The sequence below is a fragment of the Spirochaeta cellobiosiphila DSM 17781 genome, assembly GCF_000426705.1.
Classification (GTDB): Bacteria; Spirochaetota; Spirochaetia; order DSM-17781; family DSM-17781; genus Spirochaeta_E; species Spirochaeta_E cellobiosiphila.
Window position 1 is genome coordinate 146,979 of record NZ_KE384559.1, and the last position, 20,441, is coordinate 167,419.

Annotated in this window: 20 protein-coding genes; 12 read left to right on the forward strand and 8 right to left on the reverse strand. The window is 36.4% G+C overall.

What is annotated here, in order from left to right:
* Positions 1-54: 54 nt before the first annotated feature.
* Positions 55-690, reverse strand: a complete 636-nt coding sequence (locus K345_RS0118695) for a hypothetical protein (protein WP_028975463.1) — start codon at positions 688-690, stop codon at positions 55-57.
* 588 nt (positions 691-1,278) lie between these two features.
* On the opposite strand from K345_RS0118695, the gene K345_RS0118700 reads away from it, so the two are divergent.
* Positions 1,279-1,806 carry a hypothetical protein gene (locus tag K345_RS0118700; RefSeq protein WP_028975464.1) on the forward strand — a complete coding sequence of 176 codons (528 nt, stop codon included), beginning with the start codon at positions 1,279-1,281 and terminating at the stop codon, positions 1,804-1,806.
* Positions 1,807-2,117: 311 nt separating this feature from the next.
* Complete coding sequence (locus K345_RS0118705; RefSeq protein WP_028975465.1) at positions 2,118-3,956, forward strand: hypothetical protein; 1,839 nt, start codon at positions 2,118-2,120, stop codon at positions 3,954-3,956.
* On the opposite strand, the gene K345_RS0118710 is transcribed toward K345_RS0118705, so the two are convergent.
* Positions 3,949-4,323: a MerR family transcriptional regulator gene (locus K345_RS0118710; RefSeq protein WP_028975466.1), complete on the reverse strand. Its 375-nt coding sequence runs from the start codon at positions 4,321-4,323 to the stop codon at positions 3,949-3,951. The two genes, K345_RS0118705 and K345_RS0118710, sit on opposite strands and share 8 nt — an antisense overlap.
* Positions 4,324-4,441: 118 nt before the next feature.
* Here K345_RS0118710 and K345_RS0118715 point away from each other — a divergent pair, with 118 nt between their 5' ends.
* Entirely contained in the window at positions 4,442-5,293 is an 852-nt protein-coding gene (locus K345_RS0118715; protein ID WP_028975467.1) for an aldo/keto reductase, read from the forward strand.
* A gap of 22 nt (positions 5,294-5,315) precedes the next feature.
* Positions 5,316-6,236 carry an aldo/keto reductase gene (locus tag K345_RS0118720; protein ID WP_028975468.1) on the forward strand — a complete coding sequence of 307 codons (921 nt, stop codon included), beginning with the start codon at positions 5,316-5,318 and terminating at the stop codon, positions 6,234-6,236.
* Positions 6,237-6,338: 102 nt separating this feature from the next.
* Here the strand turns inward: K345_RS0118720 and K345_RS0118725 are convergent, their stop codons facing one another.
* Positions 6,339-7,145 (reverse strand): hypothetical protein, encoded by an 807-nt coding sequence (locus tag K345_RS0118725; RefSeq protein WP_028975469.1) that lies wholly within the window; start codon positions 7,143-7,145, stop codon positions 6,339-6,341.
* 287 nt (positions 7,146-7,432) lie between these two features.
* On the opposite strand from K345_RS0118725, the gene K345_RS21880 reads away from it, so the two are divergent.
* The 3 genes from K345_RS21880 to K345_RS0118740 all read left to right on the forward strand — a co-directional run bounded on the left by K345_RS21880 (position 7,433) and on the right by K345_RS0118740 (position 10,501).
* On the forward strand, positions 7,433-8,116 hold the full coding sequence (locus K345_RS21880; RefSeq protein ID WP_053228467.1) for a dTMP kinase: 684 nt from the start codon (positions 7,433-7,435) through the stop codon (positions 8,114-8,116).
* A 60-nt stretch (positions 8,117-8,176) separates the two neighbouring features.
* Positions 8,177-9,097: an alpha/beta hydrolase gene (locus K345_RS0118735; RefSeq protein ID WP_156888474.1), complete on the forward strand. Its 921-nt coding sequence runs from the start codon at positions 8,177-8,179 to the stop codon at positions 9,095-9,097.
* Between the two features lie 63 nt (positions 9,098-9,160).
* Positions 9,161-10,501 (forward strand): leucine-rich repeat domain-containing protein, encoded by a 1,341-nt coding sequence (locus tag K345_RS0118740; protein WP_028975471.1) that lies wholly within the window; start codon positions 9,161-9,163, stop codon positions 10,499-10,501.
* Between the two features lie 10 nt (positions 10,502-10,511).
* On the opposite strand, the gene K345_RS0118745 is transcribed toward K345_RS0118740, so the two are convergent.
* From K345_RS0118745 to K345_RS0118755, 3 genes are read right to left on the reverse strand one after another with little or no spacing between them, the layout of a single operon-like run.
* Positions 10,512-11,312, reverse strand: a complete 801-nt coding sequence (locus tag K345_RS0118745; protein ID WP_028975472.1) for a hypothetical protein — start codon at positions 11,310-11,312, stop codon at positions 10,512-10,514.
* 16 nt (positions 11,313-11,328) lie between these two features.
* On the reverse strand, positions 11,329-11,979 hold the full coding sequence (locus tag K345_RS0118750; protein ID WP_028975473.1) for a TetR/AcrR family transcriptional regulator: 651 nt from the start codon (positions 11,977-11,979) through the stop codon (positions 11,329-11,331).
* Positions 11,980-12,327, reverse strand: a complete 348-nt coding sequence (locus K345_RS0118755) for a DUF4260 domain-containing protein (RefSeq protein ID WP_028975474.1) — start codon at positions 12,325-12,327, stop codon at positions 11,980-11,982.
* Between the two features lie 575 nt (positions 12,328-12,902).
* On the opposite strand from K345_RS0118755, the gene K345_RS0118760 reads away from it, so the two are divergent.
* Positions 12,903-15,473 (forward strand): pentapeptide repeat-containing protein, encoded by a 2,571-nt coding sequence (locus tag K345_RS0118760; RefSeq protein WP_028975475.1) that lies wholly within the window; start codon positions 12,903-12,905, stop codon positions 15,471-15,473.
* Between the two features lie 137 nt (positions 15,474-15,610).
* Here the strand turns inward: K345_RS0118760 and K345_RS22670 are convergent, their stop codons facing one another.
* Positions 15,611-16,993 carry a serine hydrolase domain-containing protein gene (locus K345_RS22670; RefSeq protein ID WP_053228468.1) on the reverse strand — a complete coding sequence of 461 codons (1,383 nt, stop codon included), beginning with the start codon at positions 16,991-16,993 and terminating at the stop codon, positions 15,611-15,613.
* A gap of 355 nt (positions 16,994-17,348) precedes the next feature.
* On the opposite strand from K345_RS22670, the gene K345_RS22675 reads away from it, so the two are divergent.
* From K345_RS22675 to K345_RS0118785, 4 genes are all read left to right on the forward strand, one after another.
* Positions 17,349-17,792 (forward strand): helix-turn-helix domain-containing protein, encoded by a 444-nt coding sequence (locus K345_RS22675; RefSeq protein WP_053228469.1) that lies wholly within the window; start codon positions 17,349-17,351, stop codon positions 17,790-17,792.
* A 12-nt stretch (positions 17,793-17,804) separates the two neighbouring features.
* A complete protein-coding gene (locus K345_RS0118775; protein WP_028975476.1) occupies positions 17,805-18,644 on the forward strand; it encodes an alpha/beta fold hydrolase in 840 nt (279 codons plus the stop codon).
* A 189-nt stretch (positions 18,645-18,833) separates the two neighbouring features.
* Positions 18,834-19,049: a hypothetical protein gene (locus tag K345_RS0118780; RefSeq protein WP_028975477.1), complete on the forward strand. Its 216-nt coding sequence runs from the start codon at positions 18,834-18,836 to the stop codon at positions 19,047-19,049.
* Between the two features lie 287 nt (positions 19,050-19,336).
* Positions 19,337-19,615: a hypothetical protein gene (locus K345_RS0118785; RefSeq protein WP_028975478.1), complete on the forward strand. Its 279-nt coding sequence runs from the start codon at positions 19,337-19,339 to the stop codon at positions 19,613-19,615.
* Here K345_RS0118785 and K345_RS22680 read toward each other — a convergent pair.
* Positions 19,571-20,425: a hypothetical protein gene (locus K345_RS22680; protein ID WP_053228470.1), complete on the reverse strand. Its 855-nt coding sequence runs from the start codon at positions 20,423-20,425 to the stop codon at positions 19,571-19,573. The two genes, K345_RS0118785 and K345_RS22680, sit on opposite strands and share 45 nt — an antisense overlap.
* Positions 20,426-20,441 lie beyond the last annotated feature (16 nt).

The window sequence follows — 20,441 nt, forward strand, 5'->3', positions numbered from 1 at the left end:
GATTAGGTAGGTCTCGAATTAGACTACCATCAAGCTCCCACTTCATCGATTCCTTTAATGAAAGGTCTGCAAACGAAATACATAGGCATAAGCCTCTCTTGTAAATCTTTCTCCCTTCATGCTCTGTAGAACATTAGCTCGATCAATCGGCGTTCCATCTTTTTTGATAAAGTATCTATCTAAATGTTCCTCTGATATTTTGAAGGTCTCATCCTCCCAATCTATAACAGCAATCAAGCTATAATCTTTGTCAGAAAAGGCAAGACTAGCATCTCCATGACTGTTATTACAGACTAATATTCCTGTATTTCTTAAGTACTGTTTACAGCTTTGAGAAATAAAGCCTGCATAGAAGGAGAACATGATATCAAAGGCTTCCTTCTCAATAGGGATCTGCCTAGAAAAGTCTGCTTGAAAAGCCTGTATCACAGGAGGCTCTGGATAGGTTTTGTTAAGGTTGACATAGCTGAGGATGTCCTGCCCATCGAAGAATCTTGAGATTCTTTTATCCGAATCTATATAGGTCATTTCTTTTATATAAAAAGAAGGAGTCAGATGAACAAAGCTACCGGGGTAGATCCCTTTTTGAGGCTTGTATAGATCCTGTATTGCCTCGAAGAGGCTTCTTCGTTCATCCTTCTTGTCAACAAAATATTTCTTGTACAATGTTGGGATATCCGTGGTATTCATCAAACCTCCTAATATGCTTTGTTAAGTCTATTGTAAAACCAGGATGAGTAAAATAACAGCTAGTAATCCATAGGATGCAGAGTGGGTGACTTGAAACTTTTGGATTAAACAGAAAAGCCAATACTAATTCTATGCTCATCATAATATAAATAAACATTTCATTGTTTACGGATATAGATAGGAACATAGGCGCTTCAGTTGTAAGTCAATAATAGCAAGCTTTATCACATGGAACTATCAAAAGTCAAAAACTTTATGATAACCGTAACAAACATAAGTTTCGATTCAAAAATCCTCTTTACAGTATTAATGCTACAATAACTTTAGGAGTTGTAGAGAGTTATGATCCTGATACAAACAAGACCATTCGTCTAACATAGTCTGAACTTATAAGGATAGATGCCAATGAGAAATCTTCTTCAAGATTAAAAGCTTTCTTGGTACCAGTAGCAATGCCGTCATGACACAAAAACTAATTGATGAGGTTGGTGAAGGGAATACTGGTCAGTTAGGTCTGGCTTATTGATATAATTTATTTTGGACAGGTGTGATATACATTAATTATAAAATAAAAATAAAGGAGAAAAAATGAGCGAATTTACCATTGTCAATATCGATTCAATTAAAGAGGATACAGTATCAATCGAATGCTATTTAGTAAGTGCTGATGGCGTATTAAAATATGACTTTAATGACGATACTGATGAATTACCTATGTTAAAAGCAACAGGTTTAACTTTGTTAATTAGTTTAATTGAAAACTATTCTGATGAATTTAATAATCCTTTACTATCAGAAGTTTCAACACCTTCTGAAGCCTACACTTTATCGGGAGAGAAACTAAATTCAATAATCAAATCGGCAACAATATCAGCATTCAATCTTGATTTTGATATAGATATACTCGATGATTCGGATCATCCATTAACACCAAAAGCTTCTGAAATAGGTGACGGATGGGATATCTATAATAAATCTATTCTGAATAAAGAATATGTGAAACATCTACCAATGGTTTCAATTTCAATGACTTTTAGTTCTGTGGAGCTGTTGAAAAATATTCCTGTTGGGATATGGAATTGGTCTGCCTATGATACCAATTTAGATTGGCTTTAAATAATAGACATTTTTTAATCTAAGTCATACAGAACTGGGTATGTAGTGGAGAGAACCTGTCCCACTTGATTTGGCCATGAAATATGTGCCGAAAAGAAATCCAGCTGCTATTCCTAACTTCTATTATGAAGAAACATTCTCTGGATAAGATTTCCACCGTAGAAGCAAATTTACTAGAGTCGTACAATGTTCCAAAGGGATCGGCGGCCTTGCCCACCATAGATGGGTGTTTACATATACTTTATTTTTCTATTCACACCCTTTACTAACCCACTAGTTAATCATATACAATGGCCCCAAAGGAGAAGTACATGGAAAGTAAAAAAGCAGAACACAAAGTCTATGGTATGGATTGGAAATCTCCCTTCAAAGGTTTCACACATGATGATTCCATTTTTTCCCTATGTTGGTTTTCTGACAACAAAACTTTTGCCTCAGGAGGTCTTGATAAGAAAGTTCGCATCTGGAATGGAGATACGGGACAAGAAGTAAAGACTTTATCCACTGGGGGATCACGATGGCTTAATAGTATAGCCCTCTCTCCAGATGAAAAATACCTCGTATCCGGGGAAAAGACCTTAACCGTATGGGATACTACAAATTGGAAAAAAGTCTACTCACTTAAAGGTTGTAAAAGGGAAAGCCATGTCATTCGCTTCTCTCCTGATGGGCAGTGGATCATTGCAGGATATGGCTTTGCAGGAACAAATACCAAGCCTACAGATCTATTAGTATGGTCTATGGAAACAGGAGAACTTGTTCACAAACTACGACATAAACATACCATCTACTCAGCCCTTTTTGTGAAGGAAGGAACCATGCTCATCACCGGGGATACGGAAGGTCTCCTTAGTATTTGGGATACCAAGACCTGGTCCTTAATAAAAGAACTTCCCCCGGCAAAGGAAGGTTATTCTTATTGGGTCTTAGGAATGGACCTATCTCCCCGGGAGGACTCCCTCTTAATATTACGCCGCAATGGTTTTTCCCTCTTAGATATGACAAGTCTTGAAATACAATCTATTAATCTCCCTATAACCAAACCCCAAGGCAACATTATCCAATGGCTATCAGAGGATAAATGGTTATTGAATAGTGATCCCCAGACCTTAGCTTATTATGACCAATCTAAAGATACTCTGGTCCCCCTCAAAAGTTTCTCAGAACGGATCAATCGAGTAGCCCTAAGCCCAGATAAGAAATCTCTACTCATAATCTGTGAGAGGAAGATACATCTCTTTCATACAGAAACGATGGAAGAAAAAAAAGCAACACCCATGCTACCTTCCTCCAGTATACGTTCTATGGTGATATCCCATGAGGGGAATTACCTAGCGGCCTCGGATCAAAATGATAGCTTTGTATGGGAAGTAAAAACGGGTAAAGCCATTAAAAAACTACCAAAGACAGCTGGTCCAATGGTATTTATAGATGATTACCGGCTCATCATTTGTTCAGCCTTTACCCTACATGACCTAAACATTCTTGAAGAGAAACCTGGTTCAACATTAGATATTAGTAACCAACTAAAAGGATCCCCTTTAGGAGTATTTTATGAACCTATGAAAGGAATAGGCATTTTAACAAACAAAAGAGAAATCCTCTTTATAGACGTAGAAAATCTTGAAGTTGAGAAGAAAATATCTTTTAGTGGAGAAATCCATAATTTTGCCTACTCTAACAATGCACAGACCTTGTGTGTAACAGAAACCTTTGGTTCTCAACTCTCCTTTATTGATATTAAGAAGGAAGAACAATCCCATGTTCCCATTCCCACGGAGACAGGACTACGATCATTAGCTATATCACCCAAATCGGAAGAGATATATGCTATCGATGGGCAATGTAATGTTTTAGTATGGGATAGCAAGACGGGTAATAGCAAAATACTATGGGAAGAGCAGTTTCCCTCAGACCATAATTCTTGGCAACAACCTTCTAAAACGATCGCGTTGTCAACTTGTGGATCAAAACTAGCCTTTATATACAGTAATCAACTTATCTTAATCATTGATAGCAAAAGCGGAGAAGAAAGAGAACGTGTACCCTTTGAGGGCAAAGCTAGTATTTCCTTTCTGGAGTTTACAAAGGATGGGAATCTGATTGTCGCTTCAGAAGAGGGACTAATCACATTACTACTACTCAATTAGCAGGATATTCCTCATACTGCTTGGTAAAATATTCTATCTTATGGGTCACCTTTTCCAAGTGATCCTGCATCTCTTCGATGTGTTGTTCCACACTTCTCTTATGCTCTATAAGCATTTCACAACGTTCTTTGAGAGTGGAAGGGCCCTTCTGGCTTAGGTCAACAAAATCCCTGATTTGCTTAATGGTCATCCCTGTGTTCTTTAGACAACAGATCAATCCCAACCATTCCAGGTCTGCTTCTGAATAATGGCGCACACCACTTTTCGTTCTTTTGACACTGGGAAGCAAGCCTTCTTTTTCATAATATCGTAAGGTATTGGCATTCAAGTTTGTAATCTCAGCTACCATACTAACCGTATAGCCCATGGAACAGGTCCTCTCTTTTTTTCAAAATATTCCTTGACTTAGCGTTAACGCGAAGGTTTAGCCTAATTTTGTAATTGAAATCAACTATCTGTCAAGAAGTTAAAGTTAAGGAGTAAAAATGACATCATTAACTGATTGTTACACATTATCCAATGGCGTTCAAATCCCCTGTGTTGGATTTGGTACATGGCAAACCCCTGACGGGGATGTTTGCGTGTCTTCCGTTCTTAGCGCCATTGAATCTGGATACAGACACATTGATACAGCCCAAGGTTATGGTAATGAGGAAAGCGTTGGTATTGCTGTGAAAAAAAGCGGTCTTCCCCGGGAAGAACTTTTTATCACTTCCAAGTTAACGAATACAGAACATGGTTATGAGAAGACCCACCTCGCTTTCGAAGCCACCATGAAAAAACTCGATATGGATTACTTGGATCTCTTTCTCATTCACTGGCCTAATCCTATTGCCTTCCGTGACCATTGGCAGGAAGCTAATACAGGAACCTGGAAAGCCTTTGAAGAACTCTACAAAGCCGGACGCATCAAAGCTATTGGTGTCAGTAACTTTTTACCCCACCATATAACAGAACTCATGAGAACGGCGACTATAGCTCCCATGGTGAATCAGATTCGCCTTTGTCCAGGAGACACTCAAGAGGAAGTGGTCAACTTCAGTCGGGAAATGGATATGGTCCTCGAAGCCTACAGTCCCCTAGGTGTAGGGAAAATATTCGAAGTAGAAGAAATGAAGGAGTTTTCCAAGAAGTACGGCAAATCCATAGCTCAGATCTGCCTTCGCTGGAGTTTACAACGGGGCTATCTCCCCTTACCTAAATCAGTAACACCTTCCCGGATCAAGGAGAATACTGAGATATTTGACTTCACATTAGAAGCTTCGGATGTAGAACTCATAGCCGGATTAACCGGATGTGTGGGTCTCCATGCAGATCCAGACAAAACAACATTCTAAAACAATAAAGGAGATTAACATAATGAGAACGATGCCCTTAGGTATTTCTAATTTACAAGTTCCAGTGATTGCTGTCGGTTGCATGCGTATGAATGGACTTGAAAAGAAAGAAGCAGAACGTTTTGTGAAGGGAGCTCTGGATGTAGGAGCGAATTTCTTCGATCATGCCGATGTCTATGGTGACGGATCCTGTGAGGAAATCTTCTCTGAAGCTATCCAAATGAACGCTTCTATGAGAGATAAAATCTTCCTTCAATCCAAATGCGGTATCCGCAAAGGGGTAGCCTTTGATTTTTCCAAAGAACATATTTTAGCTTCTGTTGACGGTAGCTTAAAACGCTTACAGACAGAGTATTTGGATGTTCTTCTTCTCCATCGTCCTGATGCTCTGGTAGAACCAGAAGAAGTGGCGGAAGCCTTTAACATTCTACAAGAGCAAGGAAAGGTTAAGAACTTTGGGGTATCCAATCAGAATCCCATGCAGATCCAACTATTACAAAAATATGTGAGACAACCCCTTGTGGCTAACCAACTACAACTTAGTATCACCAATGCCAACATGATTACCCAGGGTTTGCATGTAAATATGCTTGATGAAGGAGCTGTTAATCGGGATGCCAGTGTCTTAGATTTTTGTCGTTTAAATGACATCACCATCCAACCATGGTCTCCTTTCCAGTATGGTTTCTTTGAAGGGGTATTTCTGGATAATGATAAGTTCCCCAAGCTCAATGTCACCATCAACAAAATCGCTGATAAGTATGGTGTTAGTAATGTCACCATTACCATAGCCTGGTTGCTTCGCCATCCTGCTCATATGCAACCAGTTACAGGAACCATGAATCTGGGCCGATTGCAGGATTGTGCTAAAGCTTCTGATATTACTCTAACTAGGGAAGAATGGTACGAAATATATCTTTCAGCAGGGAATATCTTACCCTAATCTTATAGCCCTCACTATCAGGTGTAGTCCTCATCTATAGGACAGGCCTGATAGGGCTAACTATTGAACACACCTCTTAGATACAATTCTACTTGTAATTGATTATTCCAGCACAAAGTCTTCTTTTGGCATATTTCTTTTGATGATAGCAACAGTAGCAAACATATTTATTAGCCCTAATACAGATATCAAAACGATGAAGAACTGTGAGATAGATGAATAAAGTAAAATATCTTCAGGATTAGTTATTTTAACATAAAGTTGAATCAATGATGGAATGAGAAATCCGGGTAACATTATAAAACTTATGAAATACACATTCTTTTTATTAGCCTTAAACATTTCTATACCTTTTGTTGTACTTGACCAATATTTGTATTTAGTTGTCATAGAAACACCATAGATAAGAGCAAATCGAGCCATAACTAAAATCATAAAAGTAAACACAACAGTGTAAACTACGATCATAAATACTGTACTAGTAGAAGACTCTTGAAATAACATACCAAAAGGAATAAACACAGCAAACAGTATTATAGACATCAAAAAAATAAATGGAATTATTCTAATCATCGTTGCCAAACCAGTTACAAACATATTAGGTATTTGTTTTAAGGTAAGTACTATTTTCTTGATACTTATCAAGTCGTTGTCATCATCATCCATCAATTGTAAAATAAAATAAATCGACAAGAGAACCCCAATAAACGTAATACCCATCATTGTCATGAACATATTTGTATCAAACACAGGAGGCTGATCTATTGATGCCCCCATTAATTGTTTACTATATCGACTTCCTACAACAAACGAAATCATAGAAAACATAACATAAACGACAACTAGATAAACATTCTTACGTACCAGATCAACGATCTCTCTAAACAATTCTTTTATAGGAACACTCATTTTCTCTCCTGATAATATGTTTTTATTTCATGAACTATAGCATAGTTACTCTGAGATGTCCTGTTTTCTCCATAACACAAATATAACAATGTCTAAGCATAGGCCCCTATCCTAGCTATACAATAAAGTCATCATTACAAATTGATGAACCTTAACAAAAATTGTATGATGACGCCTCTTTTACAGATTTCCTTTTTATTACAACATAGACTCTGGAAAGAAAAGAAAAAGAGAGATTACGAATAAGAGATCCTTATTCCATAAACAAAGAGGCTATAATTAACGATATGAAAACCATAGAGACAGAGCATAAAGGCCATACGCCCCTATTCATTGCTATAGAAGGGATAGATGGGTCAGGTAAAACAACGTATCTCAACTACATCAACAATCAGCTAGAAGCACAGGGCAAAAAAACAGTTATTTTCTCCTTTCCTGAATATGATTCCTTCTTCGGGAAGGAAATCGGTTATCTATTATCCGGTAAGGGAGATATCAATGCCAATGATGTCGACCCTAAGTCCATGAGCCTATGGTATGCCCTGGATAGATGGAATAAGCTTAAAAACATTGACTACACCCAATATGATTATGTTTTCTTCAATAGATATACCTTATCCAGCATTATTTATCAAAGCATCAGATATGGAAAAGCGGATAATGAAATCAGGGATTGGATAATCGAACTGGAACATGGAAAATTATCGTTGCCCATTCCAGACACCTACTTTATCATTGATATATCAACGGATCTATCTAGTTTAAACATTGATAAGAAAGGCCATCGTGACTATGTAGGAGAGGAAAAAGATGTTTATGAGAAAACAACGAACCTCCTGGAAGAGGCCCGTAAAAAGTATCTGAATATAGAGATACCTAAATCAAAGAAGATTATCATCAAAGCTTCTGAAAACAAAGATTTGAAGAAAATTGAGACGGTAGGCGATGAAATTCTCTCTATGATTCAATAAAACCATACTATTATAAAAGGACTGATAGAACCTGGAAGGTTTAGCAAGGAGATGAATCCAGTGGCAGGTATCAGGTTATTATTTCCCCTATTATTTCTATTGCTACTATTCTCTTGTCATTCATCAAATCCCTATGAAGGAATAGAGTATATCAAGGATAGCAATGGGTATACCTACTTCCTGAATAACCCAGATTCCCAATCCTTGATAATCTACATAGATGGAAGTGGTTATCATTCTGTATTAGGCATTCAGAAGGGGAATAAAAAATGGTCAGTAACCACTTTGGCGAACCCTTTATCATCCTTTTTTAAAGAGAACTATAATATCCTCCTACCTGAAAAGTTAACTTATGAACCAGGTAGGGACTATGCTGATGCGAATAGGTTCTTGCCTCAAGATACAGTAGAAGATATGGGACAAAGTTATGCTCTTAAAATTGATAACTTCTTACAAGATAAGCAATATGAGTATATTGTCCTCCTGGGCACTTCAGAAGGAGGAGCCCTTCTTCCCTACATTTATGCCCATATTGAAAATAGAAAACTCATTGACAGACTTGTCATTTGGAGTGGTGGTGGTTTAAGCCAGCTAAAGGAATTTCAAATCCTTGGGGATTCTCCAGTTCCTATGCCCAAGGAATTCCGTGATCAGTATAGAACTGTGGATACACTAGTAAAGCTTATAGAAGCAGATCCAGAAGCTACAAATCTTTTTTATCTTGGTCGTCCCTATATTCATTGGAAAAGCTATTTTAAATATGAACCTATTGAATATTTAAAAGAGATAAACATTCCTGTTTTATTCTTACATGGAGAGCTGGATTGGTCGACTCCTGTAGAATCTACAAGATTTGTAGAAGAATCTCACCTTTCTAAATTATTCGACTTTATTTACTATCCTCAAATGGAGCATGGGCCCTCATCATATGAAGAGCTGGAAAAGATTATGGGGGATATAGACAAGTGGTTAAATAATTGATTGAAATAATAATCTTTATGCAATATAGTTTACAAAGTTAACATTAATGAAAAGGAATAAAACATGTATATAAAAAAGATTATGTCCTTAGTTAGGCTCATATCACTAAGTCTTATTGTAAGTAGTTGTAACCTTTTTAACACCGAACCCAAACCTCATGATGGTGAACCAGAAGATCTAAAGCCCTATGGGATAAGCTTAAGTGCTAATAGTGTGTTTTTTAAAGATGATATCCTCTCTTACCACAAGGGCTCCTTTGTTGTTACAGAACGAGCCACTCAAGAGTCTCTGGAAAATCCCAATCAATATATTAGTGTATTTGATACCCACCAGGTAGGAAAGGGATTAGTTGTTTTTGTCATAAATGACATTAGCTATAACTATCCAATAGATATTAGGGACAATAACATAGTCTATAAGATCAATTCAGATAATCAGATTATTATGTCAGAAATGGGTACCATAGATAGTAATTATGTTGTCCCCCGTACGATTAAAGGCTTACCCGTTGTAGGAATAGAATGGCCTGGCTTCTATGAAAATAAGAACGTCAGAAATGTATCTTTACCAGAGGGCCTTCAGAGCCTTGGACAAGGCGTATTTGAAAGTTCGGCCCTTGAAAAAATAAATCTGCCTGAATCCTTAAGTAAAATAGGACAAGCAACCTTTGCAGGAAGCTCTTTGTCCAGTATAACCCTACCTTCTCATATTAAGGAAATTCCAGAGGCGAGCTTTAATGATACAAAAATTACCAGTATTTACATCCCTGATAATATAGAAAAAATAGGCCCAAAATCCTTTCTGAGAAGTGAGTTACAAACAGTTGAGTTTGAAACTGGGCCTGAGGAAATTGGAGAAAGCGCTTTTTCCCAGAATCATATCAATAACATATATATACCTAGTGGTACTCAAATCATTGGTAAGTATGCTTTTAGCTCTAACCCACATGAGCGAATTGTTGTAAAGGGCAAAAAGGATATAGGAGAAAAGGCATTTCAATTAAGTGATCATGATGTTGAGGTAGATATTGATGAATCATATACAGAAAAAACGGAATTGGAGAGAATATTTGGAGTGGAGCCACTTAGTATTAATGGTGTCCATAAAGATCCTATCTACACATCTGAAGAAGTACGTATATTTAAAAATTGGGCTGGCAAACAAATAAATATTATCAGAAAAGAACATGATGGTAATATAGAATATGGATTAGAAACACTCAAAGCCACCATCTATAGTTCAATATTATCTATAAGATTGGAATATTATAGAGGAATAAATGATGTCCATTACTTTGAGGTACAAAAAGATGATGATATCTATACATATAAAGAATATAAAGACGATATCCTGATCGCAGAAGATACAGATACGGATATGGTTAATTTATTGTCAGACAGGTGATTCAAAAGAATCACTCTAAGATAAAATCTTCTTTAGGGATATTCCTTTTAATAATGACTACAGAACCCAGAATAGAAACGATTCCTGCCAGGGAACTTATAATATACAAATACTGAGCAGAATTAGTATTATTGTATATCTCACCAGGCAAAGCTGCCTTATCAAAGAACGGGGTACAAGCAGGAATAAGCATACCAACAAGCACAATACCACTTAGGAAATAGACATTTTTCCTGTTATGTTTAAACAGTTCAACACCTTTTTGTGTACTAGACCAATATTTATATCTAGTTGTAATCGATGTGTAAAATACCAGAGAAAAACGAGCAAAAACTAGCATAAAAAGAGGAAAGAAACCAAGATTGGTAATGATCATATAGAACGAACGACTACCATACATAGTCAAACTTAAAATCATAACAATAATAGTGAGAAGTAAGATAAGTAATAATAAAAAAGGCAACATACGAATGATTGTGAACAATAGAGTGATGATCATATTGGGTAGCTGTTTTATAGTAAGGATTAATTTCTTTAGATTGATAGGATCCAGCTCCCTATCATCCATTAAGTGAAGGATCAAATATCCCATTAAGACAAAACCCAATAATGTCACAACGGACATGCTAATCAGAGATTGGATAACAAATAAGTTATCAGGATCAAGATCGCCCATCAAATAGTGTCTTATCTGTTCATTCCCGTAAAAAAACAAAGCGAAGTTATACACAAAGAACACACCAATGAGGATGGCTCTTTTTTGAAGCAAATCGATAATATCTTTGATCAATACTTTTATGGGTACACTCATATTTTATCTCTCTTTTCTATGATAACTCTGTTATTGGTGTCTTAACAACCTGCTCCAGAGCCTGAAGAGCATCCTTCTGCTCCCATCCCAGAGCCCTCAAATTCCAACTGGCACAATGAAGGGCAACCTTATGATGATCACATTCCTTATTGCCATATTCTTCTATAGTTACCAATAGACTTCCTTGCCACATGGTAGCCCCTAATAAGGAATCCAAGCCATCAGGAAGCTGAATACTTTCAAACACCTTCTGGGTTCTCTCAATCATGATAGGTCGTAGAATAGAATAGGTTCTACTACGTAAGGCCTTCTGAAATAGTATTCCTGAATGACTACTGTAATCTAACCCCACCTTCACTCCTGTATAAACCATTGAAGCTAAGATAACAGCAGAAGATAGCTCCTTCTTCTGGTAATATTGTCCTATTCTATCCACTGGAGCTAAAACTTTCTCTACTTCGCTTTTAATAAGTTGATCTATTAGGTCCTCTTTATCCTTGAAGTAAAAATAAAAGTTCCCATTTGATGTAGAAGCCCTGTCTATTGTCTTACGAATGGTTAAACCAGCGAGACCCTTTTCCTTTATCAGGATAAGGGCTGCCTTTAGAATATTTTCGCGCATCTCTTCACTATGTTGAATACGAGCATCTGTTCTACGATAAGCCATTTACACCTCTGAAAAATGGGTATGCTTGAAGGCATCATTGTATTTAAACCCATACCCCATAGCATGATCCATTCCAATATGACTAGTCCAAATCAAAGCGATTCCATACCAGAGTGGATTGGATAGGACTATTCCTATGATGGCACAGACAAGAGGCCAGGCAAGGGAATGACCAATATTATACACCCTTGCCCCCCAGTTGTTATTAATAAGATAACCCAACATAAAAAGATCTGGAACTAAAAGGAAAACGAAGAATGCCCAAATAGGTAATCCCAATTGAATATAAATAACTAAACCAGCAATAAATAAGACAGCACCATCTACGTGAAGATTGATCTTTGGCATACTAACTCCTTATGAATAGAGCAACGTTCTATTCTATATAGTAATAGTAATGCGTATGATTTCCTGAAGCAAGTTAATTATAATTTATTTAGTAAGGGAATACAGATTTCTAATCTATCAGGTTCGCTCTTCCTATCGATTGTACCACCAGTATAACTAGAGACAAATCTTTTTCAAAAGGAATAATTTTTAATAAACCCATGGCAAGAAGAATCATAAGAATGAGTCAATCACATATAGATCTTTAATGGGATTCACATTAATAATAAGGCCTGTGGCTTACTAAAATCCCAATGTAAGAAAACGATGATCCCCCATGCTAGAAAGGTAAAGACCAGCATAACTATAAAATAATTAAACATATACTTGTTTCGATGGGCCATCATTGCCCCCCAGTGTTATTTAAGAATAGTATATATTTTTATTAACTTAATGGGCATCAGTTTTCCCTTCCTAAGGTTTACAGCTCAGTTATTACCAATTTTTATAACTAACTAAAAAGTCAGTATTTTGTTTTTAAAAATGAATTATTGCTATATATTGTTGTTAATAAAGGAAATAAAAGGTAACCAAAAATGGAAGATATACAAAAAAAGTTAATAGAACACCTAATGTATGTAAAAAGTAAAGGATTAGAGGGTAATCAATTATCCTTTAGAAATATGGATCTACGTGGTGAAGTATTTGATAATGTTTATTTTTATAAAGTAGATTTTGATGGAGCGAACCTATCTGGAGCTTCCTTTAAGGGAACAACTCTTGATTCAATCAATATGGAACATACAAATTGTTCTCATTGTGATTTCACCAATAGCCTTTTTCTGGATTGCTACTTGAATGAAAGTGATTTCAGTCAAGCTGTTTGGGATAAGGCTATATTACTGAATTGCTTCACTTATAAAGCGACGAACCTAGAATATAAATCCCCTTCTCATCAAAAACTTATTGATACAGCCCAACATTTCATTGATAACAATGAACGACTAAAGGATACTTATAAAAAGGTTCAAGAAGCCACAGATAACATTCTAAAGCCCGAGGTACTTTATCATGCTTATGTCTATGTTATGGACAATGGTTCTTCTGGTGGAGGATATTATTATATAGATGACCAAGGGAATAGAAATTATCTAAGCCCTATTAGAGACATTATAGACACACAGCTTAGGGACGAATTTGATTGGGCTTATCAACTATTTCCACCTAACACATTAGTCCATAGAACGCTAAAAAGAAGCCAATTACCAACGGTCAAAGGTATGGGAGTTAAAGATCTTCTAGAATACATAAGATCAGATATTATCCCCTTACCATTTCCAGGTTCAAAGTTGCCCGAATATACAGACTTTGAACTCACCTTAAATTATCAATCAAAAGGTGAGGAGCTAGGTCTTAGTCTAAGGGGAATCGATTATAGGACAACTCCGACTACAAAGATTGATAGACTTCCCTATGGATGGGAGGATCCTTTCAAATGCCTTTATTATGCATTAGATGGTAAAATCAAAAAAATCTGGATAAGATATAAAAAAGATTCTCTAATCGCACAATCTATTCCTGCCTTTCCAGAACATAACATTCCTTTGTTTAAAGAGAACCTTGAACTGCCAGATCTCGCTAATGATAATCTTTCTTTAATTTGTGAATACCTCGAATCAGGGGAAGAACATAAAATCAACCATGCGATTAAAAGCATTAAACAAAATCAGCAAACATCAACATTCATTAAGAAACGATATGACAATCTTGTCGCGACTCGTTTACAGAAAACAGAAGTAAATTGGGCAGATTATTCTAAAGGCTTATTAACTCCTATTGATACTAAGATATTTGTAAATGAACAAGAAAGATATAATCTACTGGACAATATTATTACTTTTGAATACTTAAAAGACTATGAAAGTAAAGTGCTTGTTGATTATATGGGTTCTATTATCAAGAACCATTTGGATATGAATTCCTTCATTGATAAAGTTAAAGAAACCTCAGAGGAATCAGAACTGATAACCATTCTTGATACAGAAATCAATCGTATCAAAGCCGAGTTAAACCAAGCATTAGGTATCTATCCTGACGGATGGTATGAAATTCTTCTTAATCGATTACTGAATATCAAGTTATCAAAAGTGACTTTCCAGAAAACGAGCTTTACAGAAGCCAATACATCTCTCGTTCTCAGAGAGTATATGTTCTTCCTGGCTATGCTTGTAGATGCAGAGGAAGAGTCATTTTGCTTTGATATCTATCAATCAGATACTCCTGATTTGACAGAAATGTTTTGGCTTTTCAGATTTGTTCCTGATACGATATGGATTGAGGTGGAACCTTCTTTCCCTAATAGTCCATTAACTTATAAAAGAGACGCTTACTTTAGGACAGAAGATGAAGTAGATTGGGAGCTCTTTCAGGGGGAAGCTAATCGATTAGCAGATAAGGCCGAATCCTATTACAATGAGGGATATTTTAATATAGCTCTGGATTTCATCAATAGAGCTATTGATCTTGAAGACGATAGTCTAAGATTTTACGTGCTTAAAGGAGCCATTTGTGGTTGTTTAGGGTATACAAAGGAATCCCTTGAAGCGATGTCTAAAGCCATAAAGATGGAAGAATCAGAAACAACCTTAACAAATCGCGCTATTCTCTATAAACAAATAGGAGAAGATCAAAAAGCATTAAGGGATATGGAAAGGGTAATTGAAATCGATCCTGACTCTAGTGAAGCCTATACTTTCATTGCTAACATTTATCATAAAATGAAAGATATTGATAAGGTATGGACATATCTGCAATTAGCGGCGACAAAGGATCCCTACAACATGGGAATGCATTTGGATACTATAGAACTATACATGCTTGAAGAATGCTTTGAAGAGGGTGTCCAGTATATCCATGAGTTTGAAGATCAAATATTAGAAGATCAGGAAGAGGGTATGCGCCTTTTGTATCTCTATTTGAAGGCTTGTATATACACAGGTGCTGGTATTTCCATAGAAGCTTTTGAATCAGAATTAAGAGCCCTTCTCTCTCAAAAAATACCAACAGGTTGGTCTCTTAAATATACAAGAGAATGGCTTGATAAAACGAAGATCTCAAAAGAAGCACATGAGAAGATAACAGAACTAACTGATCTATTGGACTATTAGCATCATCAAGAATTGTCATTATTAGTTCCTATATCCCGAGGGTGTTATGCCAGATTATAAGCGTTCTGAAAGTAACCCTGCTCCAATATTTTTTAAATGACCTTAGATAATATATAATTACCTAAGGTCATTATCTACTAATTAAGAGCTCTCATACTTTCCATCCATTGATGAACTTGATCAACTGTCATGAGATTGTAAAAATGAAAACCTTGCTCAGTAGGAGAACCTAGTTGTAGAAACACTTCATTAACCTGCTCAGCACTTATGTCACCAACAAAGTTCCCATATACCAGATCTTCTATTAATTGATCCAATTCCTGATTTTCTTCAGAACTAATAGAGCCAGGATCAACAATTCCTGCTTTTGCAGCGTAAAGCAACTTCATAACAAAAGAAGGGGATTGAGAGATAAAACCTAACATTCCCTGTACCGCTGGTTCAGGTATGCCAGCTAAGTAAACCCAGATATCTTCGTCCCGTTGAGCCAAAACATCTCCCCCATCAGGCCAAATGGCTTTGACCATAGAAGGGACAACCAATTCTCCATTAGAACTATTTGTCAGCAGAACAAAAGCTCTATCCTTTACAGGATCAACCATAATTAAGGTTCTGACTCCCGGTTCTCTTCCATCATGTTCCAGAATGGTTCTACTCTCGGACATTTGTGTTAATCGCCATCCAAGTCCGTAAAACTCTATGGGATTAGGATGTACCGATTGTAAAGTTGACATTTCCTTGAATACTTCTGGAGTTAAGGAGGCACCGTCACTTACCCATGCGGCAAATCGAGCATAATCTTCAATTGTGGTGAAGGTACTGGCAGCAGCATTAGGTACACGATTTTTAAGATGTTCACTGCTGATCAATTCTCCTTCCTCATCAAAGCCATTAGCTAGATTTTCAGATATTTCGTCAGACCATCCTAAGATTGTGTGATTCATTCCCAGGGGAGCAAAAACATTTTGATTCATTAGTTCTGTATAGGTTAGTCCTGTTTTATTTTCCATAGCCATACGGAGATATTGGTATCCTTCACCAGAATACTCATGTCTATCTCCAGGAGTGAATAAAAACCGTAATTTATTGGATCCACGCCAATTGGGAAATCCGCTTTGATGACTTAATACTAAACGAGCTGTTAATTTTTCCAATCGAGGATCATCCTTTACATCAGGATCTATCCAATACTTCATTAGTGGTTCATCCAGATCTGCCATACCATCCTGTACAAGATGCAAATAGGACAAGGCAAATAATGGTTTCGTCAGAGAAGCTACATTAAATATAGTCTCTTTGGTCACCATATTTGTAGGCGTTGCCAGCCCATAAGTCCCCACATAACTAATCTCGTTATTCTCAATAATGGCCAATGCCATACCTGGAACTTTGTACTTTGCCATCACATTCTGTGCTGCCTGATCTACAATATCCTTGTTTGTATCTGTCACAGATTTGCAAGAAATGATGCCGAATACTAAAAACAAAGAAATAACAATTACACGTAAATTAGTCTTCATAATAATAACTCCCCTAGCTTAGATTAAATATTACATACTTACTAAGATACAGCAAATCAGCTCAATAAAACTACATTTATCAGTATATTTATTAGGGTCTAACAAAAGGGGCCATTGTCATTAAATCTTTGTTTTCGAAAAAATTTGCTAATAGGGATATTTATATTTATCTGCTAGATCCAGGTGGACCTTACAATCAAGTATGAGTAGAGAATATAGGCGTATCAAGGACGCAGGTCTTAAAAAATAACAAATACAGTCAAACTACACAAATTTCTTTTTATTACTTATTATTACCTAATAAATTTGACAAACCCCAATTTATAAGCAATCATAACCTCAATAAGGAATAACAATGAATCAAGAATGGTATAGTGTAGATGAAATATCTACCATATTAAAGCTTCATAAAAAGACAGTACAACGATTTATCAGAGAAGGAAAAATCCAGGGAACGAAGATAGGAAGGAACTGGATGGTATCTCCTAACTCTCTAGCTCAGTTTGCCCACCAAGAACTAAGCACCATGCCCAATGAGTTGGAGGAGGAAAGAGAAGAACCATCTATGGAGGTAACAACTCATGTCACTTACAAAGGATATTCGTTATATAAGGCTTCTAGCATATCCAATAGTATCATGGCAGCTTTAGCAGAACCTGATCCTACACGGGGACATGTCGATTTTAATTTTTCCTATCAGGAATCTGCTCAGACAGCACGGTATAGCTTTACAGGAGATTGTGACTTCATGATTCAAATCATGAATATGTTTAAAAACATGTCCTTAAATCAGGACTAAGGAGAGTATCATATGCCCATCAATGTTTGGAAAACTAATAAAGGTAAAAAAGATTTACATAATCTGTACAGATTTCACTTAGAAGAATGGAAGGATTCTCTAAAGCAATTCACAGTTGAGACTCCTTTAGGTGCTACAACTATATTAGAATGGGGAAATCCAAATGGAATACCTACCCTTCTCCTTCATGGTTCTATGTCTACAAGCCTAAGTTGGCTGAATGATATTCCTTTATGGGGAAAAACAAGAAGAGTCCTAGCTGTGGATCTACCAGGTGAACCGGGATTTACAGAAGCACAACGTCCTATATTAAAATCAAAGGAACCAGAATTATGGCTAGAGGGAGTTATGGATGCTTTACAATTAGATCAAGCTTCTTTTGTAGGCATGAGTTTAGGTGGATGGTTTGCTCTTAGATTTGCCACAATATATCCTCAACGAGTGAAAGCATTAGCTCTAATAGCACCAAGTGGCCTAGCCCCTCAGAGATCAGATTTCATCCTTAAATTTTTTTGGTATTCCTTACAGGGAAATAAAGGGATGGATAAGATTAATAGTCTTATAAGTCACAAAGTACCTATGCCAAAGGAAGCAAAATCCTTCCAAAAGTTGTTACAAAAACACTTTCGACCTCTTACAGAACCAGTTCCCGTCTTTACAGATGAAGAATTACAAGCGCTTACCATGCCAATCTACTATGCAGCAGGGGATCACGACGTCCTATTAAACACAGAAAAAAGTGTAGACAGACTAAAACAACTTCAACTCAATACGGAGATTAAAGTATTAAGAGATACAGGACATTTGATTCTGGATAGAGGCTTAGATATAGATAGATTTCTTCCTCGATAAAGGGTCAGTACTTACATTGATTTCACAAGAATTAATACATCCTATGGCAAGAAACAAAAAATATCCTTTTGAATGAAGAGGTGAGCCTGTAAAGTTTTCTGTGTAAAGCTCACATCTTTCACAGTTCAAAATGCCCTTCGTATTCAATGGCGAACCTATTCTTTTAGAATTCTAACGTCACCAGTTGTCATGATAGATAGAGAAAATCAAGATCTTGATGAAGTAATAGACTCTTATGATTGGCCTAATAGTATCAATACACTTCTTAGTAGATATAGTTATTATGAAGAAAGCCTATGGTTGGATCATTTGTCGATAAGAGGCTTTTATCGAAGTCCCTATGAGAAGAGAAATGGTACGACACAGCGATATCTGGAATCTGGGTTAGGGAAAGTGACTCTTTAACTATGCCTCCCTTAGAGCTGTGGTCGAGTCTCTTCTAGCATGACATAGGAGCTCACCTACAAGTGTGGGTGCTTACAATGCACAGGTGTGGGTGTTTATGATACACAGGTGTGGGTTTCTATGATGTACAGCTGTGAGTGCCTATTCTGAGTACTGCCAATAGAGACACACTCTCTTATGCTTTGTGATTAACGGCCTAAGTAGTGGGTGTATAATCTTCATTTACGGGTCTTCAAAGGAGTGAAGAAAATGCTCAATTCCAAACAGAAACAGGCACGTCCCTCGCAATGATACTCAGAGGTTTGTATTCTGCTCAGAAGGAATACAAAGATAGTGATTATGAAAAATTCGTTGATTCTATTTTAGACAATTCCATAAATCTTATCGCTGATAATGGAATGGAAGAAAGATTAAAAGAGGTTAAAACAGATTTAGGATACGATATTTTTGCCTATATGGTTGCTGTACTAGCAAGTGCTGCTAAGATGGAATCCTTTTCAGAGACAGAACAAGATAATGATCTAAATACCCAATATTTTTTTGACCATCCAATGCTCACTATATAGTTCTAATAGCTGTTTCCGTTTTTCCTCTTTTACTTGAGGATCCTCCTCAAGTTTATAACTGTAAACAATAAGGGGTTTGAAATCTTTGTAGTTTGTATCATTTAGTAATGAGTATGCTTCTTTTCTTCTTCCTATATTTATTAGTGATTCAACGTGAAACAACTCGATAACGGCATGAGTTCCTCCAAATCTTTCCTTAAAAGTAAACTCTAAAAACTTAATAGATTCTAAACCAACATCAGGATACTTTTGAACATAATTCAGATAGGAATGTAATGCATAATAAAGATCACGATTGGGAGTATCTAAATTCTGTGAAGCATTTGTTATAGCAAACATAAAATCATTCATTTTGCTATTCATACCTTTTGGACCATCCTCGTTTTGAAAGCTTATGTACAGATAATTTAGAGTTTCAAAGAAAGCATCATCTACTTTAGTGATAGTTTTTGGATGAACACCCCAGAAAGGAGGTATTAGATTTACAGATTTTCTATCTAATATTCCGTCACCATTAGTGTCTAATAAACAATAAGCATTTGGTGATTCACCTACAATAAATCCAAAGGGAAATCCTACTTTGCCCTTTTGGTGAAACTGCAACATGGTGGCTGATGCTCTACTTGGATCTATGAAACCATAAATTTCAATGTCATTCCATCCAAGGGGATTCATAATAACTTGATGGTTATTATAATTTGTAATGTGAGTCTCAACATACTCACCAATACTATCTCCTATAACAGGGTCTTCCCCATATGCGGATACTAAGCACATTAAAAAAAACCAATACATTACTTTTTTCTTCATTTACCTTACCTTCTTT